20 protein-coding genes are annotated in these 23,141 nt (G+C 72.9%); 9 read left to right on the top strand and 11 right to left on the bottom strand.

Going from position 1 to position 23,141, the window contains the following annotated elements:
- Positions 1-31: 31 nt before the first annotated feature.
- From ABD140_RS00215 to ABD140_RS00205, 3 genes are all read right to left on the bottom strand, one after another.
- The gene (locus ABD140_RS00215; RefSeq protein ID WP_344235319.1) at positions 32-433 is read right to left on the bottom strand and encodes a Rieske (2Fe-2S) protein; all 402 of its coding nucleotides are present in this window, start codon (positions 431-433) and stop codon (positions 32-34) included.
- A gap of 60 nt (positions 434-493) precedes the next feature.
- Entirely contained in the window at positions 494-1,228 is a 735-nt protein-coding gene (locus ABD140_RS00210; protein ID WP_344235317.1) for a hypothetical protein, read from the bottom strand.
- An 80-nt stretch (positions 1,229-1,308) separates the two neighbouring features.
- Complete coding sequence (locus ABD140_RS00205) at positions 1,309-1,908, bottom strand: hypothetical protein (RefSeq protein ID WP_344235315.1); 600 nt, start codon at positions 1,906-1,908, stop codon at positions 1,309-1,311.
- Between the two features lie 66 nt (positions 1,909-1,974).
- Here ABD140_RS00205 and ABD140_RS00200 point away from each other — a divergent pair, with 66 nt between their 5' ends.
- Positions 1,975-2,547, top strand: coding sequence for a TetR/AcrR family transcriptional regulator (locus ABD140_RS00200; protein WP_344235313.1), 573 nt, complete (start codon positions 1,975-1,977; stop codon positions 2,545-2,547).
- Here the strand turns inward: ABD140_RS00200 and ABD140_RS00195 are convergent.
- On the bottom strand, positions 2,544-4,127 hold the full coding sequence (locus tag ABD140_RS00195; protein WP_344235311.1) for a cation:proton antiporter: 1,584 nt from the start codon (positions 4,125-4,127) through the stop codon (positions 2,544-2,546). The two genes, ABD140_RS00200 and ABD140_RS00195, sit on opposite strands and share 4 nt — an antisense overlap.
- A gap of 199 nt (positions 4,128-4,326) precedes the next feature.
- On the opposite strand from ABD140_RS00195, the gene uvrA reads away from it, so the two are divergent.
- Positions 4,327-7,164, top strand: coding sequence for an excinuclease ABC subunit UvrA (gene uvrA, locus ABD140_RS00190; RefSeq protein ID WP_344236407.1), 2,838 nt, complete (start codon positions 4,327-4,329; stop codon positions 7,162-7,164).
- A gap of 128 nt (positions 7,165-7,292) precedes the next feature.
- A complete protein-coding gene (locus ABD140_RS00185; RefSeq protein WP_344235309.1) occupies positions 7,293-8,831 on the top strand; it encodes a M28 family peptidase in 1,539 nt (512 codons plus the stop codon).
- A 434-nt stretch (positions 8,832-9,265) separates the two neighbouring features.
- Here ABD140_RS00185 and ABD140_RS00180 read toward each other — a convergent pair whose 3' ends face one another.
- Complete coding sequence (locus tag ABD140_RS00180; RefSeq protein ID WP_344235307.1) at positions 9,266-9,781, bottom strand: methylated-DNA--[protein]-cysteine S-methyltransferase; 516 nt, start codon at positions 9,779-9,781, stop codon at positions 9,266-9,268.
- 40 nt (positions 9,782-9,821) lie between these two features.
- Positions 9,822-13,424: a tetratricopeptide repeat protein gene (locus tag ABD140_RS00175; protein WP_344235305.1), complete on the bottom strand. Its 3,603-nt coding sequence runs from the start codon at positions 13,422-13,424 to the stop codon at positions 9,822-9,824.
- Positions 13,425-13,563: 139 nt separating this feature from the next.
- Here ABD140_RS00175 and ABD140_RS00170 point away from each other — a divergent pair, with 139 nt between their 5' ends.
- Positions 13,564-14,310: a maleylpyruvate isomerase family mycothiol-dependent enzyme gene (locus ABD140_RS00170; protein WP_344235303.1), complete on the top strand. Its 747-nt coding sequence runs from the start codon at positions 13,564-13,566 to the stop codon at positions 14,308-14,310.
- Positions 14,307-14,963, top strand: a complete 657-nt coding sequence (locus ABD140_RS00165; protein WP_344235301.1) for an MBL fold metallo-hydrolase — start codon at positions 14,307-14,309, stop codon at positions 14,961-14,963. Before ABD140_RS00170 ends, ABD140_RS00165 begins: the two co-directional genes overlap by 4 nt.
- 13 nt (positions 14,964-14,976) lie before the next feature.
- Here the strand turns inward: ABD140_RS00165 and ABD140_RS00160 are convergent, their stop codons facing one another.
- Positions 14,977-16,152: a hypothetical protein gene (locus tag ABD140_RS00160; RefSeq protein WP_344235299.1), complete on the bottom strand. Its 1,176-nt coding sequence runs from the start codon at positions 16,150-16,152 to the stop codon at positions 14,977-14,979.
- Positions 16,153-16,299: 147 nt separating this feature from the next.
- Positions 16,300-17,196, bottom strand: a complete 897-nt coding sequence (locus ABD140_RS00155) for an SDR family NAD(P)-dependent oxidoreductase (protein WP_344235297.1) — start codon at positions 17,194-17,196, stop codon at positions 16,300-16,302.
- 176 nt (positions 17,197-17,372) lie between these two features.
- Between ABD140_RS00155 and ABD140_RS00150 the strand changes: the two genes are divergently transcribed.
- From ABD140_RS00150 to ABD140_RS00135, 4 genes are all read left to right on the top strand, one after another.
- The gene (locus tag ABD140_RS00150) at positions 17,373-17,945 is read left to right on the top strand and encodes an AAA family ATPase (RefSeq protein ID WP_344235295.1); all 573 of its coding nucleotides are present in this window, start codon (positions 17,373-17,375) and stop codon (positions 17,943-17,945) included.
- Positions 17,946-17,990: 45 nt separating this feature from the next.
- Positions 17,991-18,905: a GNAT family N-acetyltransferase gene (locus ABD140_RS00145; protein WP_344235293.1), complete on the top strand. Its 915-nt coding sequence runs from the start codon at positions 17,991-17,993 to the stop codon at positions 18,903-18,905.
- Between the two features lie 157 nt (positions 18,906-19,062).
- On the top strand, positions 19,063-19,398 hold the full coding sequence (locus ABD140_RS00140) for an SPW repeat protein (protein WP_344235291.1): 336 nt from the start codon (positions 19,063-19,065) through the stop codon (positions 19,396-19,398).
- A gap of 94 nt (positions 19,399-19,492) precedes the next feature.
- Positions 19,493-20,029 (top strand): TetR/AcrR family transcriptional regulator, encoded by a 537-nt coding sequence (locus ABD140_RS00135; RefSeq protein WP_344235289.1) that lies wholly within the window; start codon positions 19,493-19,495, stop codon positions 20,027-20,029.
- Positions 20,030-20,094: 65 nt separating this feature from the next.
- Here ABD140_RS00135 and ABD140_RS00130 read toward each other — a convergent pair whose 3' ends face one another.
- Genes ABD140_RS00130 through ABD140_RS00120 form a run of 3 tightly spaced genes read right to left on the bottom strand, consistent with a single transcriptional unit; the run spans position 20,095 to position 22,948 of the window.
- Positions 20,095-21,573, bottom strand: coding sequence for a vWA domain-containing protein (locus tag ABD140_RS00130; protein WP_344235287.1), 1,479 nt, complete (start codon positions 21,571-21,573; stop codon positions 20,095-20,097).
- Positions 21,573-22,436: an AAA family ATPase gene (locus ABD140_RS00125; RefSeq protein WP_344235285.1), complete on the bottom strand. Its 864-nt coding sequence runs from the start codon at positions 22,434-22,436 to the stop codon at positions 21,573-21,575. The genes ABD140_RS00130 and ABD140_RS00125 overlap by 1 nt, the downstream gene beginning before the upstream one ends.
- On the bottom strand, positions 22,433-22,948 hold the full coding sequence (locus tag ABD140_RS00120) for a hypothetical protein (RefSeq protein WP_344235283.1): 516 nt from the start codon (positions 22,946-22,948) through the stop codon (positions 22,433-22,435). The genes ABD140_RS00125 and ABD140_RS00120 overlap by 4 nt, the downstream gene beginning before the upstream one ends.
- Between the last annotated feature and the right edge of the window lie 193 nt (positions 22,949-23,141).

Here is a 23,141-nt window from a genome sequence, read left to right as displayed (position 1 = left end):
CCGGGGGCCGCTCTCTCCGGAAGGACACGGCTCAGATGACGACTACGGCTCCGTTCTTGACCTCGGCGGGGTACTCGCGCAGACCCGTCTTGGCGGGGCCCTTCTTGACCGAGCCGTCCGTGATGTCGAACTCACTGCCGTGGCAGGGGCAGTCGGCGATGCCGTCCTTGGGGACGCCGACGCCGCAGCCCTGGTGGGGGCACTTGGAGGTGAAGACCTTGAAGACCCCCTCGGTCGGCTGGGTGACGAGGAGCTTCAGCTCCCCGTTCAGCCGCCCGCCTCCGACGGGCACCTCGGAGACCTTGGCGACCTCCTTGCCGGAGAGGTTGGCGGGTGCCTCCGGGCCGCTCCCGGAGGCGCAGCCGGCGACGCCCGCCAGCCCCGTCAGACCGGCCACTCCCAGGGCCGCGCGTCGTGTGAGTTCTTCAGCCATGCGCCCCATCTTGGCCGATGGTCCGCAGTGCCCCGCACCGGGTCGGGTGTCGGCCGTGTCTCAGTACCTGGCGGTCTTGCTGACGGCGCGCTTGGTGCCGGTGAAGACCGCGCGGTAGGCGCCCTTCTTGGCGACCTTGGCCTTGGCGGTGCCGTTCGCGGACGTCAGAGCGGACGCGACGCGGACCCACTTGCCCTTCTTCTTCAGCTCGAAGTACACGCGCTGGCCGCGCCAGGCCGCCTTCCGGCCGTCCAGGGTGTGGGTGAGGACGACGTTCAGCTTGCCCTTCTTGGCGCCGAGGCGGCCGAACTTCGAGGAGCCGAGGCGGCCGACGCGGGCGGGGACCAGGACGTCCTGGCCGCGGTCGTCGGTGGCGAAGTGGTCGTTGCGGCTGGCGATGACGCACTTGACCTTGGTGCAGTCCAGGCCCTCGCCCCTGGCCTCCAGGGTCAGCTTCACGCTGAAGGAGCCCTTGGCGTTCAGCTTGGCGGCGCCCATGGACTGCGACAGCGCCGAGCCGCTCAGCCACGCCTGGCTCGTGCCCTCCCGGCCGCCGTAGCAGGGGCCGGGCTTCTTCCCGGCGCCGTTGTCCTGGCAGAGGGCGACATAGACGCCCTTCTTCGCGTCGTAACCCGAGCCCTTCACCGTGACGGCGGTCCGGCCCTGGGGGGCGATGACGTCGGTCGAGACGGTCAGCTTGGGCTTCTTGCCCGCCTCGGTCTCCGCCTGGGCCGCGCCCTGCACCGTCACCGACAACAGGGCGGCCGCTCCGGCCACCACCAGTACGCGCTTCATACGAGCCACTCCTTCAAATTAGGCTCGCCTAACCTAATTTAGGTAAGGCTTACCTTTCAAGGTGAAGGGCACTTTTCTCGTCAACTATCACTTTTAGCGACATAACGGGCACTCTTTCCGCCCGCGGCCCCGCTGCCGGACCCCTCGTCGCGGGACGCGAGCGCCCTGACGGCGTCGTAGGCCGTGACGACGCCGTCCACGACCAGGACCACCGCCCACAGCCCGGCCAGGTGGAGGAGCGGCCGGGTCCGCTCGGCGTCGCCGACGTACCAGACGCCCAGCATGAGCAGCGCCGAACCGACCGCCCAGGCGGCCACGTGCCGCCCGAACTGCGCGGCCTCGTGGCGGGCGCGCGCCGGGCCGCCCTTCGCCGGCTTGGCGGGGCGGGGCGCCCCGTCGAAGCGGTACGCGGCCCAGGCGTCCATGCGCCCGATGATCCGGTGCCCGAAACCGACCGAGACGCCCAGGTAGACGGCCGCGAGGCCGTGGGCGACGCCCACCTCGCCGCCGCCGCGCAGATCGAGGAAGGCGACGGCCAGCAGGAACAGGTCGACCAGCGGGACGGCCAGCAGCAGCGCGCCGCCCAGGCGCGGCATGCGCAGCGCGTACCGGGCCAGCAGGCCCAGGGCCAGGACCACCCAGAAGGCGGCCTCGGCGCCGACGATCATCGCGACCAGCATGGGGACCTCCCGTTTTCGCACAGTTGTACTTTTCAGATTAAAACACAACTGTGCTATAAAAAAGGCATGCCCAGGATCGTCGACCACGAGGCCCGGCGCAGGGAGCTCACCGAGGCCCTGTGGCGGGTGATCCACCGCGACGGCATCGAGGCGGTGTCCGTGCGGACCGTCGCGGCCGAGGCCGGCTGCTCGCCCGGCGCGCTGCGCCACTACTTCCCCGAGCAGAAGGACCTCATCGTCTCGGCGATGGACCGGATGAGCGAGCGGGCGGGCGCGCGCATCACCGCCCTGGAGCCGACGGGGAGCCCGGTGGACCGGCTCCTGGCCTACTGCGAGCAGCTCGTCCCGGTGGACGACGAGCGCCGGTTCGAGGCGGGGGCCTGGCTCGGCTTCATCACCCGCGCCCGGCGCGACCCCGAGCTGCGGGAGCTGTCCGACCGCGTGCAGCGCTCCCTGCGCGGCTTCCTGTCCCAGGCCCTGGACGGCCTGGGCTTCGACGCCGACGAGGTCGTGCGGCTGCACGCCCTCGTCGACGGACTCACCCTGCACCTGCTGCTCCACCCCGGTCAGATCACCCCCGAGGAGGTGCGCGCCCGGCTGCGCGCCCACCTGGAGGGGCTGCCCCGGCGCTCCGTCTAGATGAGGTGGGCGCTGCGCAGGTCGAGGCGGAGGAGGACCTCGTCGGCGAGCTCCGGGTCGACCCCCGGCTCGCTCCTGGCGAGGAGGATCTCCCGGCGGGAGGCGGCGAGCATGTCCGCCTCCGCCCGCTTCACCGTCCGCATGCTGCCGCGGCGCTCGGCGTACCCTTCGCCCAGCTCCTCGGGGGAGGGGTCGCACAGCTCGTCCACCAGCGACCACTGGGCGAACTCCAGCCGCCGGACGGAGCCGGGGGGAAGGCTCTCCTCGGCCTCCAGCTCCCGCAGCCGCCGCAGCGCCGCGTCGGAGGCGCGCAGCGCCAGGTCGCGGACGGCCCGCTCGTCCTCCCCCTCCTCGGCCCGCACCCCCAGCACCCGCGTCACCCAGGGCAGGCACAGCCCCGGCAGCACCAGGGTCAGCAGGATCACCATGAACGCGAGGAAGAGCAGCTCCTCCCGCTGCGGCGTCTCCAGCGGGAGGGCGAGCGCCAGGGCCAGGGTGGCGAGCCCGCGCATGCCGCAGAAGGCCAGGACGAAGTCCTCCCGCCAGCCGTGCGCCACGCCCTCGTGGACGGCGCCGCGGGCCATCCGCCGCCGCAGGAACGTGCCGAACCCCGTGAACCACAGGAAGCGCAGCCCGAACAGCACCGCCCACACCAGCAGCGCGTGCAGGACGTAGCCGCCCAGCCTGCCCCCTCCCGGGGGCAGGACCTCGCGCAGCTCCAGGCCGATCAGCCCGAACGCCAGCCCGGTGATGAGCAGCTCCAGGGTGTCCCAGAAGGCGCGTCCGGCCAGCCGGTCGCTCACCCCGGACACGCCGGCGCCCGTCTGGCCGAGGTAGAGGCTGACCACCAGCACCGCCAGCACGCCCGAGGAGTGCACGCGGTCGGCCAGGAGGTAGGTGGCGAAGGGGAAGACCAGGGTCAGCGCGTTGCGGGCGATGACGTTGGCGAGGCGCTTCTGCCAGGCCGTGGCCAGCCAGCCCAGGAAGAGCCCGAGCAGCACGGCGCTGGCGACCTCCCAGCAGAACAGGAGGAGCGCCTTCTGCGGGGAGTACTCGCCGCTGCGCACCGCGGCCGCGGCCACCGCGAAGATCACCAGCGCGGTCGCGTCGTTGCACAGTCCCTCCACCCGCAGGATCGTGATCAGCCTGCGGGGCAGCCGCAGCGGCCCGGCGACCGCCTCCGCCGCCACCGGGTCCGGCGGGGAGACCGCCGCGCCGAACGCGACGGCGGCGGCCACGGAGATCCCGGCGACCGCCCAGTGCACGGCGGCGGCCGCGCCCGCGACGGTGGCGAGCACCAGCACCACGGCCAGGCTCACGATCACCCGGCGGCGGGACACCAGCATCCGCCAGGAGGTGCGCTGCGCCATGGCGTAGATCAGCGGCGGCAGGAACAGCGGGAGGATGAGGCCGGGCGGGATCCGCACCGCGGGGATGGCGGGCACCAGGGCCAGGAGCAGCCCGAACAGGCTCACCAGCACCGGGTAGGGGCGGTGGATCCGCTCCCCCACGCCCACCGCCAGCACGGTGACCAGCAGGAACACGACGATCACCGCGAACGGGGCCAGCGGATCTTCCACGCCCGGACTCCTCCCCGCCTCCGGCCGGAAGAAAGCATCCGCCGCTGCGGCGTATCGGTGGCGGACGCCTTTCGAACACGTGTACGGTGACAACCGGCGCACCCGGATGTGGGACGAAACCGTCGGTCCCGCTGGTTAGCCTGTTCGCGGCCTCCCTTTTCGCTCCGGAGGCATCTCGATGAGCTGGGGAAACAACACCGTGCATGATCGTCTTGTCGTTCGCGGCGCGCGCGAGCACAACCTCAAGGACGTCTCGCTGGACCTGCCGCGGGACTCCATGATCGTGTTCACCGGGCTGTCGGGCTCGGGGAAGTCCAGCCTGGCGTTCGACACGATCTTCGCCGAGGGCCAGCGCCGGTACGTGGAGTCCCTGTCGGCGTACGCCCGGCAGTTCCTGGGCCAGATGGACAAGCCCGACGTCGACTTCATCGAGGGCCTGTCCCCCGCGGTGTCCATCGACCAGAAGTCCACCTCCAAGAACCCGCGCTCCACCGTGGGCACCATCACCGAGGTCTACGACTACCTGCGGCTGCTGTACGCCCGCGTCGGCCGCCCGCACTGCCCCGAGTGCGGCAGGGCCATCGCCCGGCAGACCCCGCAGCAGATCGTCGACCGGGTGCTGGAGCTGGCCGAGGGCACCCGGTTCCAGGTGCTGGCGCCGGTGGTCCGCGGCCGCAAGGGCGAGTACCTGGAGCTCTTCCGCGAGCTGCAGAGCAAGGGGTTCTCCCGGGCGCTGGTCGACGGCACCGCGATCCGGCTGGACGACCCGCCCAAGCTCAAGAAGCAGGAGAAGCACGACATCTCGGTGATCGTCGACCGGCTGTCGGTCAAGGAGTCCGCGCGGCACCGGCTCGCCGACTCCGTCGAGACCGCCCTCGGCCTGGCGGGCGGCACCCTGATCCTGGACTTCGTCGACCTCCCCGAGGACGACCCGGGCCGCGAGCGCATGTACTCCGAGCACCTGTACTGCCCGTATGACGACCTGTCGTTCGAGGAGCTGGAGCCCCGCTCGTTCTCCTTCAACTCCCCCTACGGCGCCTGCCCCGACTGCGCCGGCCTGGGCACCCGCATGGAGGTCGACGCCGAGCTGGTCGTCCCCGACGAGGAGCGCTCCCTGGAAGACGGCGCGATCGGGCCGTGGTCGGGCGGGCACTTCAGCGACTACTTCCAGCGCCTGCTGCAGGGGCTCGGCGCCGAGATGGGCTTCGCCCTGGACGAGCCGTGGCGGCAGATCCCGGCCAAGGCGCGCAAGGCGATCCTGCACGGCAGCAGCACCCAGGTCCACGTCTCCTACAGCAACCGCTACGGCCGCAAGCGCTCGTACTACACCGAGTACGAGGGCGTCATCCCGTGGATCCAGCGGCGGCACGCCGAGGCCGACAGCGACGCCACCCGCGACCGCTTCGAGGGCTACATGCGGGAGATCCCCTGCCCCGCCTGCCACGGCGCGCGGCTCAAGCCGCTGATCCTGGCGGTCAAGGTGGCGGGCCGCTCGATCGCCGAGGTCTCGGCGATGCCGATCGGCGAGTGCGCGGCCTTCCTGCGCTCGATGGAGCTGAGCGACCGCGACCGGCACATCGCCGAGCAGGTGCTCAAGGAGGTCAACGCGCGGCTGGGCTTCCTGCTCGACGTCGGCCTGGACTACCTCACCCTGGACCGCGCCTCGGCCACCCTGGCCGGCGGCGAGGCCCAGCGCATCCGGCTGGCCACCCAGATCGGCTCCGGCCTGGTCGGCGTGCTGTACGTGCTGGACGAGCCCTCCATCGGGCTGCACCAGCGCGACAACACCCGCCTGCTGGAGACGCTGCTGCGGCTGCGCGACATCGGCAACACCCTGATCGTGGTGGAGCACGACGAGGACACCATCCGCGCCGCCGACTGGGTGGTCGACATCGGCCCCGGCGCGGGCGAGCACGGCGGCCAGGTCGTCGTCTCCGGCCCGGTGGAGGAGCTGCTGGCCTCCGAGCGGTCGCTGACCGGCCAGTACGTCTCGGGGCGGCGCGCGATCGAGGTGCCCGCGGTGCGGCGGCCCCGCGAGAAGGGCCGGGAGATCACGGTCAAGGGCGCCGGTGCCAACAACCTGCAGAACGTGGACGTGGCGTTCCCGCTCGGGATCTTCACCGCGGTCACCGGGGTGTCGGGCTCGGGCAAGTCCACGCTGGTCAACGACATCCTCTACAACGCCCTGGCCAAGCAGCTCCACGGCGCCAAGACGGTGCCGGGCCGCCACCGGCGCATCCTGGGCATGGAGCAGCTCGACAAGGTCGTGCACGTCGACCAGTCGCCGATCGGGCGCACGCCGCGCTCCAACCCGGCCACGTACACCGGGGTGTTCGACCACATCCGCAAGCTGTTCGCCTCCACCACCGAGGCCAAGGTGCGCGGCTACCAGCCGGGCCGGTTCTCGTTCAACATCAAGGGCGGCCGCTGCGAGAACTGCTCCGGCGACGGCACGATCAAGATCGAGATGAACTTCCTGCCGGACGTCTACGTGCCGTGCGAGGTCTGCCACGGGGCGCGCTACAACCGCGAGACCCTCGAAGTGCACTACAAGGGCAAGACGATCGCCGACGTGCTGGACATGCCGATCGAGGAGGCGGTCTCCTTCTTCGAGCCGATCACCGCGATCCACCGGCACATGAAGACCCTCAACGACGTGGGCCTGGGCTACGTCCGGCTGGGCCAGCCCGCGCCGACCCTGTCGGGCGGCGAGGCCCAGCGGGTGAAGCTCGCCGCGGAACTGCAGCGCCGCTCCACCGGCCGCACCATCTACGTGCTGGACGAGCCGACGACGGGCCTGCACTTCGAGGACATCCGCAAGCTGCTGGGCGTGCTGGGCGGGCTGGTCGACAAGGGCAACACGGTGCTGGTGATCGAGCACAACCTCGACGTCATCAAGACCGCCGACTGGGTCATCGACATGGGCCCCGAGGGCGGTTCGCGGGGCGGCACCGTGGTGGCGACCGGCACGCCCGAGGAGGTCGCGGCGGTGGCCGAGAGCCACACCGGCCGGTATCTGGCGAAGATCCTGGGTTGATCACGGCGGGGCCGCGCCACGGCCACAAGCGGCCCCGTCGCTCCCGGAGATCTTCTCAGCACGGCTCTTCGCGTTTACGGTCCCCTTTACACCAGTCACTCGGGGATCCATTCGCGAGGAGCCTTACCATGCGCAATTTCCGGCGCAGGGGTTTGTTCGCCGCCTCTGCCACCGCCCTGATCATGGCCGCCGCCGCGGTCTCCCCCGTCGCGGCGGCTCCCGATCCACTCGCCCAGGCCGCCGCCGTCAAACCGGACGCGGTCCAGCGCCACCTGCGGGCGCTGCAGAAGATCGCCGAAGCCCACGGCGGCACCCGCGCCTCGGGCACCCCCGGCTACGCCGCCTCCCGCGACTACGTCGTCCGCCAGCTGCGGCAGGCCGGGTACAAGCCGACCGTGCAGGAGTTCCAGTTCCCGTTCTTCTCGGAGAACTCCCTCGCCGCCTTCGCACAGCTCACCCCCGACGCGGTCACCTACGAGCCGACGCCCCTGGACGGCAGCTCGCTGGGCGACTTCTTCACGATGGAGTACTCCGGTTCCGGCGACGTGACGGGAACCGTCCGGCCCGTGGACGTGCAGATCCCGCCGGGCGCCGAACCGAACTCCTCCACCTCCGGTTGCGAGGCGTCCGACTTCGCCGGCTTCCCCGCCGGCGCCGTCGCCCTCGTCCAGCGCGGCACCTGCACCTTCTATGACAAGGCGGTCAACGCACAGGCCGCGGGCGCGGCCGCGGTGATCCTCTTCAACGAGGGGCAGCCGGGCCGTGCCGAGGTGCTCACCGGCACCCTGGGCGCGCCCGACGTGACCATCCCGGTCATCGGCACCAGCCACGCCATCGGCGTGGACCTCGCCGACCCGGCCGGCACCACGGTCCGCGTCAGAACCGACACCACCAGCGACACCCGCACCACCTGGAACGTGCTCGCCGAGACCAAAAAGGGCAGCCGGGACGACATCGTCATGTCGGGGGCGCACCTCGACAGCGTCCCGGTCGGCGCCGGGATCAACGACAACGGCTCGGGCAGCGCCGCCCTGCTGGAGCTGGCGCTGAAGTCCAACAAGCTCAAGCTGAAGAACAAGCTGCGGTTCGCCTGGTGGGGCGCCGAGGAGAACAACCTGCTGGGCTCCACCCACTACGTCGGCGCGCTGAGCGAGGCCGAGTCCGCCCGCATCGCCATGTACCTGAACTACGACATGATCGGCTCGCCGAACCACGTCTACTTCATCTACGACGGCGACGACTCCGACGCGACCGGCGCCCCCGCGGGCCCCGAGGGCTCCGCCCAGATCGAGAAGGTCCTCGAGAAGTACTTCGACCGGCGCGGCCTGCCCCACAAGGGCACCGACTTCGACGGCCGCTCCGACTACGGCCCGTTCATCGCGACCGGCATCCCCTCGGGCGGCCTGTTCACCGGCGCCGAGGGCATCAAGACCGCGGAGGAGGCCGCCCTGTTCGGCGGCACCGCCGGCCAGGCCTACGACCCCTGCTACCACGCCCCCTGCGACGGCACCGCCAACATCAACCCCACCGCGCTGAAGCACAACCTCGCCGCGATGGCCTTCACCGCCTACACCTTCGGCAGCGCCGCCGAACTCCCCGGCACCCGCGCCCGCAAGGGCGCCCGCTCCTTCGCCGCCCCCGCCGACCAGCACCGCCCCGCCCGCTGACCCCCGCCTCCCCCGGCCGGGCGCCCTCCAGGGGCGCCCGGCCTTCCGCTTCCCGCCCATCCGGCACCGCCGCGCCGATCGGAGGCGCACCCGGCCCGCGACCGACCGGCAGACGAACCCGTGCCCGCACCACCGGGTGCGCGGCTTCCCCGGCCGGATGATCGGACCAGGGACGCCACGTTCGGCCAGGGACACCGTGTTAGGCGAGGACACCGTGTTAGGCGGGGACGCCGTGTTAGGCGGGGACGCCGCGTTAAGCCAGGGATGCCGCGTTCAGGCGGGAAAACCGTGTTAGGGCGGAGACGCCATACTCAGGCGGGAACGCCGAGTTCAGGCGGATACGCCGCGTTCAGATAAGAACGCCGCGTTCAGACGGAGACCCCCTGTTCAGATGGAGACACCGCATTCGGGCAGGAACGTCACGTTCGGGCGGGTCAGAAGAGGGGGGCGGGGAGGACGCCTTCGAGGGCGAGGAGTGCGCGTTTGGCGTCGAGGCCCCCGCCGAAGCCGCCTATGTCGCCGGTGGCGGTGACGACGCGGTGGCAGGGGACGACGACGGGGAGGGGGTTGGCGCCCATGGCGGTGCCGACGGCGCGGGAGGCGCCGGGGTCGCCGGTCCAGCGGGCCAGCTCGCCGTAGCCGGTGACCTGCCCGTAGCCGACGCGGGTGAGCAGCAGGCGCAGGACGCGTTCGTTGAAGCCCGAGGTGAGGCGCCAGTCCAGGGGGAGGGCGAACGCGGTGAGGTCGGCGGCGAAGTAGGCCGACAGCTGGGCGGTGGCCTCGCGCAGTCCGCCGCGCACCGGCCGGAGGGCGAGGCGCTCGGCCAGGCGGTGCGCGTGGTACTCGGCGTCGTGGGCGTGGAAGCGCACGTTGACCAGGCCGCGCTCGGTCTCCGCCAGCAGCAGTGGACCGATGGGGGTCTGCAGGATGGTCCAGCCGAAACTCTCCACGCCACCAGGGTAGGAGAGGCCACCGACATTTCCCGCCGGTTCAGCCGGGCCAGCGTCGCAGCGCGGTGATCTGCCGCCGGGTCCGCGCCGCCTCGTCCGCCGGCCCCAGCGCGTCCTGGCAGTCGGCGAGGGCCTCGAGCGCCTGGATCCTGCCGCCGTGGTCGGCCATCACCGCCCGCAGCTCCGCCTCGTGCCCGAAGTGCCCGGCGGCCTCCCCGTGGCGCTCCTCGCGGACGAGCACCAGGCCCAGGACGTGGTGGGCGGCCGCCTCGTTGCGGCGGTCGCCGAGCTCGGCGGCCAGGGCGAGGGCCTGTTCGGCGCACGCCCTGGCGGCCGCGGCGTCGTCCAGGTGCAGCCGGGTCTCGGCGAGGTTGACCAGTGCGGCGCCCCGCCCGTGGTGGTCGCCGGCCTCGACGAGCACGGCCAGCGCCTCCTGCGAGATCTCCGCCGCCCGGTGCGGGCGGCCCACCCGCCGCAGGATCAGCGCGTAGGTGTCCAGGGCGCTGCCCATCCCGTACCGGTCACCGGTCCTGCGCCGGATCTCCAGGCCCAGCTCGGCCGCGTTCAACGCCTCCTGGAGCCAGCCGATCCGCAGATAGGTGCGCGCCAGGCTGCCCAGCGCGCCCGCCTCGCGTTCGCGGGCGCCCAGTTCCTGGGAGAGCGACAGGCCCTCCAGCCCGAGCAGGACCGCCTCATCGGTACGGCCCGTCCGCCGGGCGACGCGGCCCAGGTAGTCCAGGTCGTGCGCCTCGCCGTGCAGGTCGCCGATCTGCCTCCGGACCTCCAGGGCGCGCTGCAGGTTCTCGCGGGCCTCGGGATAGCGGCCGAGCCAGTAGTAGGCGATGCCGAACAGGGCGGTGGCCTCGGCCTCGCCCGGCCGGTGGCCGATGGCCCGCAGGACGGGCAGCGCGTCGGCGCAGTGGGTGATGGCCTCCATGTGCCGGGTCTCGCCGATCGCGATGCGCGCCAGGATCACCAGCGTCTCGCCCTCGCCGTGCCGGGCGCCGACCGAACGGTAGATCTCCAGGGCGCGGGCGGCGTCCAGACGGGACAACTCACGGTTGCCCAGCTGCTGATGGACGCGGGCGAGCTCGGTGCGCGTCTCGGCCTCGCCGTGCCGGTGCTCCAGCTCCTGGTCGACGTCCAGCGCCTCCAACGCGACCACCGCGGCCTGCTGGAAGCTGCCGCGGTAGCGGTGGACGCGGGCGAGGTTGAGCAGCGTCTCGGCCTCACCGCGCCGGTCGCCGAGCGCGCGGCGCAGGTCGAGTGCCCGGTGGGCGTGCTCGTAGGCCTCGTCGTAGCGGCCGAGCCGCTGCAGGTTGCGGGCCAGGGTGTCCAGGGCGCGCGCCTCGCCGTCCGGCTCGCCCAGTTCCCGGTGCAGCGCCAACGCCTGTCCGGCGTGCTCCAGTGCCGCGGGATGGCTGCCCAGGTCGGTGTAGACGAGGGCGAGCGTGTCCAGGACGGCGGCCTCCCCGGAGCGGTCGCCGAGCACCTGGAAGGTCCGCCGGGCGTCCTCGCCGTAGCCGATCGCGCGGACGCAGCGCCCCAGTTCCCGGTGGGCGGCCGACAGGTGGTGCAGCATCACCGCGGCGTCCGCCCAGGCGTCGCCGGTCTGCGCGGAGGCCAGCCCGATGCGGTGGACGGTGATGTTGTCCTCGCTGTAGCGGCGGAACTCCAGGAAGTCGTACAGCGCGGCGGCCAGCCCGTACGCGGTCGGATGCAGGCCGAGCCGGGCGGCGTGGCGGACGGCCGAGACCAGGCAGCGCCGTTCCGTCTCGAACCATGTGATCGCCTCGGTGCGCCCGTGCCCCTTCAGGGACTCCTCCGCGGCCTTGGCCGTACGCAGGTGGTGCGACAGCAGGCGGTGGCGCACGGCCCTGCGGTCGGGTTCGGTGTCCTCCTGCTCCGCCAGCTCCCCGGCGAAGTCGCGCAGCAGGTCGTGCATCCGGTACCTGCGGCGGTCCTCGGTGGCGGAGACGACGAGGAAGGCCTGTTCGAGTTCCCGGACGCGGCGCGCGGCGGTCTCCTCGTCCGTGCCGAGCAGCGCGGCGGCCGACGGGATCGAGAAGTCGGGGCCGACGTTCAGCCCCAGACGGCGGAACGCGGTGCGCAGCACCGGGCTCAGCGTGTCGTAGGAGATCTCGAAGGCGGCGCGCAGCGCCCCGTGCGGGTCCTCGGGCAGCGCGAACGCCGACAGGCGGTCCCTTCCCGACAGCTCCCGCACGGTGGAGGCGATGCTCTCGCCGGGACTGGCGGCCAGCCGCGCGGCCGCGATCCGCAGGGCCAGCGGCAGGTGGGCGCACGCACGCGCCAGCTCCTGCGCCGCCTGCCACTCCGGCTCCACCCGGTCGCGCCCGACGACCTCCGCGAGGAGCTCGACGGCCTCCTGCGGCGCCATCTCCCCCAGCTCCAGCACGGGAAGGCCGGATCCCGCCAGCCGCTGCCGTGCCGTCACCAGCACGAACCCTCCGGGCCCGGACGGAATCAGCGGCCGTATCTGCTCCTCGTTCCCCGAGGCGTTGTCCAGCACGATCAGCACCCGCCGGTCGGCCAGCAGCGACTGGTAGAGCGCGACCAGCTCGGCCTCCTCGGCGGGCAGCTGGTCGCCGGGCACCCCGAGCCGGCGCAGGATCTGGCCGAGCGCCTCGGCCGAGGTGACCGCCTTGCCGGGCCCGCGCAGGTCCACGAAGATCCGCCCGTCGGGGAAGCGGCCGGACTCCAGGTGCGTCCAGTGCAGGGCCAGCGCGGTCTTGCCGACCCCGGCCATGCCCTGGACCACCGCTCCCGGCGGCCGGGCGGCCAGCACGAGGCTGAGCCGCGCCAGCTCGGCCCGCCGTCCGGTGAAGTGCTCTCCCCCGGCGGGCAGCCAGGTGCGGTCGGTGGCGACCGGTGGCCGGACGGCCAGGCTCACCCCGGGCCCGGACGGGGTCCGTTCGTGCGCCTCCCCCTCCTCCTCCGCCCAGGGCCCGGCCTCCTCGCGCAGCCCCTCCAGGTCGGGCAGCAGCAGCAGGCGCGGCCGGGAGGTGTCGATGAGCCTGCCGCGCCAGCGGGCGTAGCAGCGCACCAGCGACTCACGCGAGATCCCCACCCAGTTGGCCAGCTCGGACTGGCTGAGCGGCATCGGGACGCGGGTGCCCTGGGGGCCCACCCGCCCCGTGCGCAGCGCCAGGTCCAGCAGGTAGGCGGCGACGCGGGCGCCGGGCCTGACGGCGCGTCCGGCGCCGTTCATCGCGAGCCTGCGCCCGGCCCTGGCCCAGCGGTGGGCCAGGGCCTCCATCAGGGCGTCGGTGACCCGGGGGCTGCCGGTCACGAACCGTGCGAACTTCCGGCTGTCGACGCGCAGGACCGCGAGGTCGGTCAGCGCCACGACGGACGCGCGCTGGGGGTGCCCCCACACCGCCAGGTCGCCCTCCAGCTCGCCGGGGCCCAGCAGTTCGAGGATCGCCTCGGTGCCGTCCCGCGCGTCGAACTGTTCCTTGGCGTGGCCGTCGAGGATCAGCAGGACGTCGCGGGCCGGTATGCCCTGGTTGCACAGGGTGCCGCGGGCGGGCACCGCGGTCCGGTGGCCGATCGCGAGCAGGGCCTTGCGGTCGGACTCGCCGAGCGCCGCCCAGAACGTTCCCTCGCCGGGGTTCCTGATCATGTCGGTGTCCCGTTCCTCAGGGGGAATTCCAGGAAACCCGACAAAGGGGACGGGCAACGTAGCACATGCCGCATTTCTCCAGAGTCCGGAGACACATCCGGTGGCGCGGCGGCCCCCGCGGTGCGGGAGGATGAGGGACATGCAGGATCACAGCCCGACCGAGACGACCGACGTGGACGTCACGACCGTCCTGGCGGAGGTCGCCGCCTCGCAGCGGCGGCTGGAGCAGACCGTGGCGGGCCTGGACGAGGCGGCCGTGCGCGCCCCGTCCCCGCTGGAAGGCTGGACGCGCGGCCACGTCCTCACCCACATCGCGCGCAACGCCGACTCCTACTGGCGCCTGCTGGAATGGGCGCGGACCGGCGTGGAGCACCCGCAGTACGCCGGTGTCGAGGCACGCGAGGCCGAGATCGAGGAGGGCGCGGACCGCTCCCCGGCCGAGCTCGCCGCCGACGTCCGCGAGTCCGCCGCCCGCCTCGCCGCGCTGGCCGAGAGCCTGCCGCACCAGGCGTGGGGCGCGACGGTCCGCGCGCTGCAGGGCTGGGCCCATCCGGCCTGGTACACCCTGTACCGGCGCTGGCGCGAGGTCGAGGTCCACCACGTCGACCTCGACGCCGGCTACACGCCCGCGGACTGGCCCGCCTCCTACGTCCGCTGGGAGCTGGCCGACTCGCTGCTCCCGCTGCACGCCGAGCTCCCGTTCTCCCGCGTCACCGCCACCGATCTCGGCCTCACCCTCCGGCTGCACGACAACGGCCCGGCGCTGGAGGGCGAGGGGCGCCACCTGCTGGCCTGGCTGACCGGCCGGGCCGCCGACTCACCGATCACGGCGACCGCCCCGCAGTGGCCGTCCGTGCCGGCCTTCGAGGGGAGCCAGGTTCCATGAGCTACACCGGCGACGTCACCGTCGGCGGGCCCGCCGACACCCGGGAGATCGCGCCCGGTCTGGTGCTGCGCAAGCTCGCCGTCGGCCCGTACGACAACAACGCCTACCTGCTGCACGACCAGGAGTCGGGCGACCAGATCCTCATCGACGCCGCGGCCGAGCCGGCCCGGCTGCTGGAGCTGGTCGGCGACCGCCCCCTGTCCCGTGTCGTCACCACCCACCGCCACCAGGACCACTGGCAGGCGCTGGAGGACGTGGTCCGCGAGACCGGCGCGGCGACGCTGGCCCACCCCCACGACGCCGAGCCCCTGCCCGTCCCGGTCACCGCCCCGGTCGAGCACGGCGACACCATCTCCCTGGGCTCCCACACCCTGGAGGTCATCCACCTGCGCGGGCACACCCCCGGCAGCATCGCCCTCCTCCTCCAGGCGCCCGACCGCCCCCACCTCTTCACCGGCGACAGCCTCTTCCCCGGCGGAGTGGGCAACACCTGGGGCGACGCCGCCCTCTTCGAGCAACTCCTCACCGACGTCACCGAGCGCGTCTTCGACCGCCTCCCCGACAACACCTGGTTCTACCCGGGCCACGGCGGCGACTCCACCCTCGGCAAGGAGCGCCCCGCCGTCCCCTCCTGGCGCGAACGCGGCTGGTGACCGTCCGGCGCGCTCACCGCTCCTTGGCGTAGTCCACCCTGGTGGTGGCGGTGAAGGTGCCGACCAGGATCTTGCGGACGAACGTCCCGCGATTCAGATAGACGTCCACCGTGAACTGCTGACCGGGCCGCAGCCGCCGTCCGTGGACGTCGATCTCCCGGTGGACCTCGTAGACCGCCGCCCAGGGGCAGACGTGGAAGCCGCCGAGGAGCTCTCCGTCCGCGCCCCTGGCGTGGGAGACGGCGCCCGCCCTCCTGGCGGCGTCGATCTGTCGCTGGATGTCCCGGATGATCCGGGGCTCGGGATCCCCGGCCCACAGTTCCTCGATGGCCCGGCGCGCACGGGGGTCGGCCTTCCAGTGCTCGCGGTCGCGGGGCGAGGTCAGGAACCAGGGATCGAAGGCGGAGACCGCGGGCCCCTCCTCCCCGACGGCCGCGAGGTCGAGCTCTCCGGTCTCGTAGGCGGAGATCAGGGCGGGCATCGCGACGAGCTGGCCGAGATGGTGGTAGGTCTCCAGTGACCGCTGGAGGCGCTGCTCGATCTCCTCGTGCGGGCCGTCCTGCGGAGCGTCTCCCAGCAGTCCTTCCGCGTAGTCGGCCGCGGTCGCGGCCTTGGCCGCCAGCCGGCGCAGCACCCGCAGATCGTCCCGCACCGCCGGGTCCTCGTCCCGGACCGCCGCTTCGAGCTCGCCGAGCGCGACCTCCGCGTACCCCCGGACCGTACGGGTCGCCGCCTGCAGGCCGCGCAGGTACGGGAACGGGCACGGATCCGTCTCGACCCACTCGGGCAGGTCCACCGGGAGCCGGAGGGACGCGTCGAACTCGAACCCGTCGTCGCAGGCCGCCTGGCGGGCCAGCGACGTCCAGTGCTCGACCGGGTCGAAGCAGGCCGCCACCTGGGTGTGGGTGACCGGAGGGACGTACCCCGGGGTCCGGGGATCGGCGGCGTAGTCGGCGTCGAGGAGATGCTCGCCGATCGCCTGCAGCACGAAGGCGTTCCACGCGCACAGCAGCTGGCCCGAGACGCCCGGTTCCACCCGCCAGGGGTGCGCGCCCTCCGCCGCGAGCCTTCGCCGCAGTGCCTCGGCGTGGTGCAGCTCCTCGTAGGCGATGCCTCCCGCCCGCCGGAACGACTCCAACGTGTCGGCCTTGACCTCGCCCTTCAGCCTGGCCGCCACCCTGATCATCATCGGCGTTCTCTCACTCCTCGCTCGTTCCGCCCCGCGCTCCTGTGACGTGTCCGGGGCCTGGACGGTGCGGTCCGTCCGCGGTGGTTCCAGGATCGCGGAAACACGCCGGGAAAGGGCGCGAATCGATCATCACGCGGCGCCCCGCGGTCAGACGTGCAGGGAGCGGGCGGGGAAGGAGGGGCGGACGCCCGTCAGGGCCTCGGACTTCAGCCACAGGTCGCGGGCGAGCGCGTGGTCGCGGGCCACGCGGGGCAGCGGGGCGGGGCGCGGCGTGCCGCGCCGGCCCAGCAGGCCCGAGGCGGTGTAGTAGCCGCCGGGCACCACGTCGGGGGAGGTCGCCCCGTACAGGATGACGGACGCGGCGTTCTCGGTGTCCCGGCCCAGCACCCGGTCCAGCCCGCGGTTCAGGCCCCGCACCGGGGCGGGGCCGTGCCGGTACAGGCCGGTGGAGGCGTTGCCCGGGTTGACCGCCACGCTGGTCAGCGCCCGGGTCGCCCGGCGCTGGAGTTCGAGGGCGAACAGCAGGAGGGCGGTCTTGGACTTGACGTAGGCGCTCAGGGGCCGGTAGTTGCGCTCGTTCATCAGGTCGGACAGGTCGAGGACGGGCACCTTGGCGGTGAGCGAGCACACCGTGGCCACCCGGGGCGCGGGCGCCCGCAGCAGCAGGGGCACCAGCCGTCCGGTCAGCGCGAAGTGGCCGAGGTGGTTGGTCGCCATGATCAGCTCGAAGCCGTCCTCGGTGAGGGTGCGCCGCTGGGTGTAGAGCACCGCGGCGTTGTTGACCAGCAGGTCCAGGGGACGGCCCCGACCGGTGAGGCGGGCGGCGAAGTCCGCGACCGAGGCCTGGGACGCCAGGTCCAGCCGCTCGCCGCGGACCGGCGCGGCGGCGGGGTGCCGCTCGCGGATGCGCTCGGCGGCCAGCCGCAGCCGTTCGGCGTCCCGGCCGGCGATGACCACCTCGGCGCCCGCCCCGGCCAGGCCCGCCGCGGTGGCCAGGCCCAGGCCGCTGCTGCCGCCGGTCACCACCGCCAACTTGCCTGACATATCCGGTATGTCATTTCGTGTCCAATGGTGCGCCACGGATCCCCCGATCTCCGGCCGTTATCCCTAGTGATTGCCTTCTGTGTCCGTTTCTATGCGATTCCCCGCGGGGAACGACGAACGGCGCCGCCGCGTTTCATCGAGGGACGTGATGAGGACCATCACGGAAGAAGGGAGACATGCCGGAGCAACGGGATCTGGTCTTTCCACCGGGTTCACTGGTCCTGGTAGCCGGGCTTCCCGGCGCCGGGAAGAGCACGCTGCTGCGCCGACTGTACGGGCTGACCGACACCGAGACCGAACCCGTGCCGATCGGCGGCGCGGTGGTGATCGACTCCACCCAGGCCCGCAACTGGTGGTCCTCCTACCTCCGGCCGCTGCCGCCCCGCGGCCGCATCCCCTTCGTCTACGCCACCCACGTGTGGCGGATCGGCCGCGCCCTGACCGACGGCCGGTCCGTCGTCGCCCACACCCGCGGCACCTGGCCCCACCTGCTGTACGGCTTCGGCTGGCTGGCCCGCAGGGGCGGGTCCGGGCTGCACCTGGTGCTGCTGGACGTCCCCCCGACCCTGGCCCGCGCCGGGCAGCACGAACGCGGCAGGGTGCTGACCGGGCCGGTGTTCGCCCGGCACGTGCGGCGCTGGCACAAGCTCGTCGGCCGCGCCCACGACGGCTCGCTCCCGCCGGTGGCCTCCGTCACCGTGCTGCGCAGGGAGGACGCCGACCGGGTGCGGATCATCCGGTTCGGCTGACCGCGAGCGCTCCCGCCGGGCCCCGAATTATGTTTGACTGGGTCAATGAAAACTGAGATCGAGGTGGTCAGGACCTTCAACCGCGACTACACCCGGCTGCTGGGCGTGCTCGACGAGGGGCTGCTGGACAGCCCCTACTCGCTGACCGAGGCCAGGCTGCTGTTCGAGCTGTCGGGGGGCGCCGAGCTGGCCACCCTCGGGCTGCGCGAGGCCCTCGGCCTGGACCCGGGCTACCTGAGCCGGCTGCTGGCCCGCCTGGAGGCCGACGGGCTGGTCGTACGCTCCCGCTCCGGCGCGGACCTGCGCCGCCAGCTCGTCCGGCTCACCCCGCGCGGCAGGGAGATCTTCACCGACCTGGACGCCCGCTCGGCCGCCCAGGTCGAGGGGCTGCTGCGGGAGCTGCCCGCCGACCGGCGCCACCGCCTCGTGCAGGCGATGCGGGCCGTCGGCGGCATCCTGGCGGGCGCCGCCCCCGAACCGTACGTCCTGCGCCCGCTGCGGCCGGGCGACCTGGGCTGGGTCGTCTGGCGGCACGGGGTGTTCTACGCCGAGGAGCGCGGCTGGGACGCCACCTACGAGGCGCTCGTCGCCCGGATCACCGCGGGGTACGGCGAGCACCACGATCCCGCCCGGGAGAACGCCTGGATCGCCGAGATCGACGGGGAGCCGGTGGGCAGCATCTTCTGCGTGCGGGCCGACCGGCCCGGGGACGTCGCCCAGCTGCGGCTGCTGCTGGTGGAGCCGCAGGCCCGCGGCCTCGGGCTGGGGCGGCGGCTGGTGGAGGAGTGCCTGGCCTTCGCCCGTGGCGCCGGCTACCGGGAGATGGTCCTGTGGACGGTCGCCGGGCTGGCCGCCTCCCGCCACCTGTACGTGAAGGCGGGGTTCGAGCTGGAGTCCGAGCGGGACGAGGAGCGGTTCGGCGAGGAGATCACCGCCCAGTGGTGGCGGCTCGAGCTCTGATCGCCTTTATCAACCGCGCCAGTCCCGCGTCCAGCGGAGTAAGAGCGCTCTTACCCCACGGCAAGGGAAATATCACCGGTTCGCGGCATTGACCGGGTGGTCAATCAGGAGGACTTTCGAGGCAGGACGAAGAAGTCCCGATCCCCGGAGGTGGCGGATGTCCCTGAAGTACTCCTACGAAGCCGCGGTGGCCTTCCTGGCCGGGCTGGCCGCCCTGCTCGCCCCGGACCTGTGGGCCGACGGCGCGGGTCGCGCCCCGCTGATGGTCCTCGGCGTGCTGCTGGTGCTGGCCGGCCTGTACGGGCTGCTCGGCGCGGCCGGTCCCGGCGCGTGGACCGTGACGGCGTTCGCCGCGCTCCTGTTCACCGCTCCCTGGGCCTGGCAGTTCACCGGTCACGACGGTGCCGCCTGGACGGCATGGATCGCGGGCGGCGCGGCGGTTATCGTCGCCCTGTACACCCTGTACACCGCGAACCGGACCAGCGAGGCCTGACCCGCCGGCCGCGCCGCCCGCGCGGCCGGCACGATCGAGGTGGTCCCCGGCACCCCCGGTGTCCGGGGACCACGCCCGTTCGGGGGGACCGCCGATGAACGACTCACGCACCCGCATCCTCGACGCCGCCGAGGCGCTGTTCGCCGAGACCGGCTACGAGGCGACGTCCACCGCCCGCATAGCCCTGGCCGCCGACGTCCCCAAGGGCCTGGTCTTCCACTACTTCCCGCAGAAGATGGACGTCCTGCTCACCCTGATCGACGAGCGCACCGAGATCGAGGAGCCCTGCGAGGAGCCCCTGCCCCCCGACCCGGCCGGCGCCCTGCGCCGCCTGGCCGCCCGCCTCCCGCTCCGCGCCTCCCCCAGCATGCGCCGCATCCTCTTCCGCGAGGCCGACACCCACCGCACCGCCCGCGACCGCCTCACCGCCCTCAACCGCGAGCTCGTCCGCCGCGCCCGCCGCACCCTGGAGCTCACCCTCCCCGGCGCCCGCGGCGACGCCGCCCGCCTCGAGATCGCCGCCGCCACGTTCGCCACCGTCCTGCTCTACCAGGAGAACCTCTTCCACCTCACCGGCGACCGCATCGATCCCGACGCCCTCGCCGACCTCCTCACCCAGGCCCTCACCTGACCCGCCAGGACACCCCGCAGGACGCCTTCTCCAGGCGGGCCCGCCAGGGCGCCCCACGACACAGGTCAGTCGACCGCGGCGAAGCGAGGATCGATCGACCCGGCGACGACCGACCGCGGCGAAGCGGATCGGTTGCCGCCTCCGCGGGGATCCGGGGTCACCCCCCGGACGGATAACGCGAGGAGTTCGACGAAGTCGGCCAGCTGGGTGAGGTTGCGGCACTCGTGCATCTCGATGACCTCGCCGTAGGCCGAGGCGGCGGAGTCGCCGGTGTCCCAGTCGCGGGTGGGCTCGGGGTTGAGCCAGTAGGCGTGGCGGGCGGTGCGGGCCATGTCGCGGACGAGGGGCAAGGAGAGCGGGCCGTAGTTGGAGCGGGCGTCGCCGAGGATGAGCAGGGCGGTCTTGGAGGTGATCGCCTCGGGGTACTTCTCGTCGAAGGTCTTGAAGGCGTGGCCGTAGTTGCTGCGGCCGGTCAGCCAGACGAGGTCGGCCTCGCGGGCCATGCGGGCCATGGCGTCGACGACGTCGGCGCCCGGCTGGAAGAACCTGGTGATCTCGTCGGTGGCGTCGATGAACGCGAACGCGCGGACCTTGGTGAACTGCTCGCGCAGCGCGAAGGTGAGCAGCAGGGTGAAGTGGGCGAACGCCTGGCAGGAGTCGCTGGCGTCGCAGAGGACGACCAGCTCGGGCTTGTGCGGCCGCCGCGGCTTGAAGTAGGTGTTCAGCGGGACGCCGCCGGTGGACAGGGAGGCGCGGACGGTGCGGCGGAAGTCCAGCCGGCCCCGGTCTCCGTGCCGGTTGCGCTGCACGAGGCGGGCGGCGAGCCGGCGGGCCAGCGGGTGCACCTCGCGGCGCAGCGCCGCCAGGTCGGCGCGGTTCGCCCGGTTGAAGTCGAGCTGCTCCAGCGGCGGCCGGGTGGTGGCCCGCGACGTGCGCTCCACCCCGGTGTCCTCGGCGATCCGGCGGCGCACCTCCGTCGCCACCGCCTGCTCGAACCCGGTGATCCGGGTGCGGAACGTCTGCCGCGCCGCCCGCTCCTCCAGGCCGCCGCGCTCGCTGAGCACGGCCTGCAGCAGCCGCGCCATCAGGGTGTCCGCCGACATCGCCCGCACCACCGGGGAGGACAGCCACGACTGGCCGCCCCCGGTGCGCCCGAACCTGCCGACGGCCATCCGCGCGAACTGCCGCACGCCCGCCTCGTCGCCGGTCAGCAGCAGGTCGAACAGCTCCTCGCGCAGCCGCTGGACCTCCGGGTCCAGCGCGGGCGGCGTCGTGGGGCGCCCCTCGCCGGGGTCGCGGTCGGTGTTGCCCGCCCCCGCGCCCAGCGCCGCCGGGAACCACAGGTCGAAGAGCACGTCGAACTGCTGCCGGTGCGTCGGCCGCTTCACCAGCGTCGCCGCGTAGAGGGCGCGCAGCATCTCCCGCTCCAGCAGGTCGATGTGCCGCAGCGCCCGCGCGGCGTCCAGCCCCTCGGCCGGCGACACCGGCAGCCCCGCCTCCCGCAGCGCCTGCACGAAGCCGGTGTGCCGGTCGACCAGGCTCATCAGCCGCCGTCCAGATGAAGCTCCTTGGCCGCCCTGCGCTGGTCGGCGACGTGCTTGAGCACCACGCCGAGGGTGGCGCGCACGGTCTCCTCGTCCAAGGTGTCGCGGCCCAGCGCCAGCAGAGTGCGGGCCCAGTCGATCGTCTCGGCGATGGACGGCGGCTTCTTGACCTCCAGGGAGCGCAGCGTGCCGACGACCTTGACGAGCTGCTCGGCGAGGCCGGCCTCCAGGTCGGGGACGCGCGACAGGACGATGTCGCGCTCCCGCTCCAGCGTCGGGTACTCCAGGTGCAGGTAGAGGCAGCGGCGCTTGAGCGCCTCCGACAGCTCACGCGCCGCGTTGGACGTCAGGACGACGAACGGGCGGTGCACGGCGGTGATCGTGCCGAGCTCGGGGATGGTCACCTGGAAGTCCGACAGCACCTCCAGCAGCAGGCCCTCCACCTCGACGTCGGCCTTGTCGGTCTCGTCGATGAGCAGGACCGTCGGCCCGTCCCGGCGGATGGCCGCCAGCAGGGGCCGCTCCAGCAGGAACTCGTCGGTGAAGATGTCGTCGTGGGTGGCCTCCCAGGAGGCGTCGCCCGCCGCCTGGATGCGCAGGAGCTGCTTCTTGTAGTTCCACTCGTACAGGGCGCGCGCCTCGTCGAGGCCCTCGTAGCACTGCAGGCGGATGAGCTCGGCGCCCGTCGCGGCGGCGACCGCCTTGGCCAGCTCGGTCTTGCCGACGCCCGCGGGGCCCTCCAGCAGCAGGGGCTTGCCGAGGGCGTCGGCGAGGAAGACCGTGGTGGCGATGGCCTCGTCCGCGAGGTACCCGGTGGTGGCCAGTGCCCCGGAGGCCTGCTCCGGGGAGGTGAAGAGCGTCATGCTGCCGGTTTCTTCGTGGTGTCCGCCGCGGCGGGCTTCTTGACCTTCTTGTACACCTGGGCGTTGGCGGCGAAGGTGATCTCGTTCCCCTCGTCGTTCAGCTCGACCTGCCAGTAGGCCGCGCCCGGGTCGGTGCCCTGCCAGGAGAGCCGGAAGATCTTCTTGCCGGCGGGGATGACGGTGCCCGACCACAGCTCCTTGCCGGAGGCGATCAGCTTGCCCGATCCGTCGGCGGTGAAGACGAAGTGCTCCTTGGCCGGGGTGTCGCCCTGCCAGGTGCCGACCAGCGCCTTGACCTGGTTGGGCTTGGGCGCCGGCGCCGGCTTGCCGCTCTCGGTGGGCTCGGCCAGCGGGGTGCCGCTCTTGGGCGACAGGCCGGGCGCGCCGGAGTCCTGGGCGGCGGGCTGGGAGGCCTGGGCGGACGCGGACGTCTCGGGCTCGGCGTTCTGGCTCTCCCCGCCGCAGGCGGAGAGGGCCAGCATGCCGGCCAGGACGAGGGCGAGGGGTTTCACGTGGCCTCCGGGTGGGACTGTGGGGGGCGTCGGGTCCGGGCGTGAAGTGTACCCATCGGTAGAGGCGGCGTCATGATCCACAGCCTTTTCCGAGAGGTTCCCCCGCTCCCGCCACCGAGGCGGACAGGGGTCGGCGGCCCTGCGGCCGGGCCCGGCCCCGCTCCCGGGCGGGAGCGGGGCCGGGGTGCCTTGG

This window comes from Actinocorallia libanotica (assembly GCF_039525175.1).
GTDB classification, from domain to species: domain Bacteria; phylum Actinomycetota; class Actinomycetes; order Streptosporangiales; family Streptosporangiaceae; genus Actinocorallia; species Actinocorallia libanotica.
This window is presented reverse-complemented; position numbering and strand designations above follow the sequence as displayed.

What these genes read in the sequence shown, in the direction of transcription:
- ABD140_RS00135 (WP_344235289.1), top strand. Translation starts at nt 19,493, where the DNA reads ATGAACGACTCACGCACCCGCATCCTCGACGCCGCCGAGGCGCTGTTC.
- ABD140_RS00210 (WP_344235317.1), bottom strand. Translation starts at nt 1,228, where the DNA reads ATGAAGCGCGTACTGGTGGTGGCCGGAGCGGCCGCCCTGTTGTCGGTG.
- ABD140_RS00165 (WP_344235301.1), top strand. Translation starts at nt 14,307, where the DNA reads ATGAGCTACACCGGCGACGTCACCGTCGGCGGGCCCGCCGACACCCGG.
- ABD140_RS00160 (WP_344235299.1), bottom strand. Translation starts at nt 16,152, where the DNA reads ATGATGATCAGGGTGGCGGCCAGGCTGAAGGGCGAGGTCAAGGCCGAC.
- ABD140_RS00150 (WP_344235295.1), top strand. Translation starts at nt 17,373, where the DNA reads ATGCCGGAGCAACGGGATCTGGTCTTTCCACCGGGTTCACTGGTCCTG.
- ABD140_RS00140 (WP_344235291.1), top strand. Translation starts at nt 19,063, where the DNA reads ATGTCCCTGAAGTACTCCTACGAAGCCGCGGTGGCCTTCCTGGCCGGG.
- ABD140_RS00200 (WP_344235313.1), top strand. Translation starts at nt 1,975, where the DNA reads ATGCCCAGGATCGTCGACCACGAGGCCCGGCGCAGGGAGCTCACCGAG.
- ABD140_RS00205 (WP_344235315.1), bottom strand. Translation starts at nt 1,908, where the DNA reads ATGCTGGTCGCGATGATCGTCGGCGCCGAGGCCGCCTTCTGGGTGGTC.
- ABD140_RS00170 (WP_344235303.1), top strand. Translation starts at nt 13,564, where the DNA reads ATGCAGGATCACAGCCCGACCGAGACGACCGACGTGGACGTCACGACC.
- ABD140_RS00125 (WP_344235285.1), bottom strand. Translation starts at nt 22,436, where the DNA reads ATGACGCTCTTCACCTCCCCGGAGCAGGCCTCCGGGGCACTGGCCACC.
- ABD140_RS00155 (WP_344235297.1), bottom strand. Translation starts at nt 17,196, where the DNA reads ATGTCAGGCAAGTTGGCGGTGGTGACCGGCGGCAGCAGCGGCCTGGGC.
- ABD140_RS00130 (WP_344235287.1), bottom strand. Translation starts at nt 21,573, where the DNA reads ATGAGCCTGGTCGACCGGCACACCGGCTTCGTGCAGGCGCTGCGGGAG.
- ABD140_RS00215 (WP_344235319.1), bottom strand. Translation starts at nt 433, where the DNA reads ATGGCTGAAGAACTCACACGACGCGCGGCCCTGGGAGTGGCCGGTCTG.
- ABD140_RS00145 (WP_344235293.1), top strand. Translation starts at nt 17,991, where the DNA reads ATGAAAACTGAGATCGAGGTGGTCAGGACCTTCAACCGCGACTACACC.
- ABD140_RS00185 (WP_344235309.1), top strand. Translation starts at nt 7,293, where the DNA reads ATGCGCAATTTCCGGCGCAGGGGTTTGTTCGCCGCCTCTGCCACCGCC.
- ABD140_RS00175 (WP_344235305.1), bottom strand. Translation starts at nt 13,424, where the DNA reads ATGATCAGGAACCCCGGCGAGGGAACGTTCTGGGCGGCGCTCGGCGAG.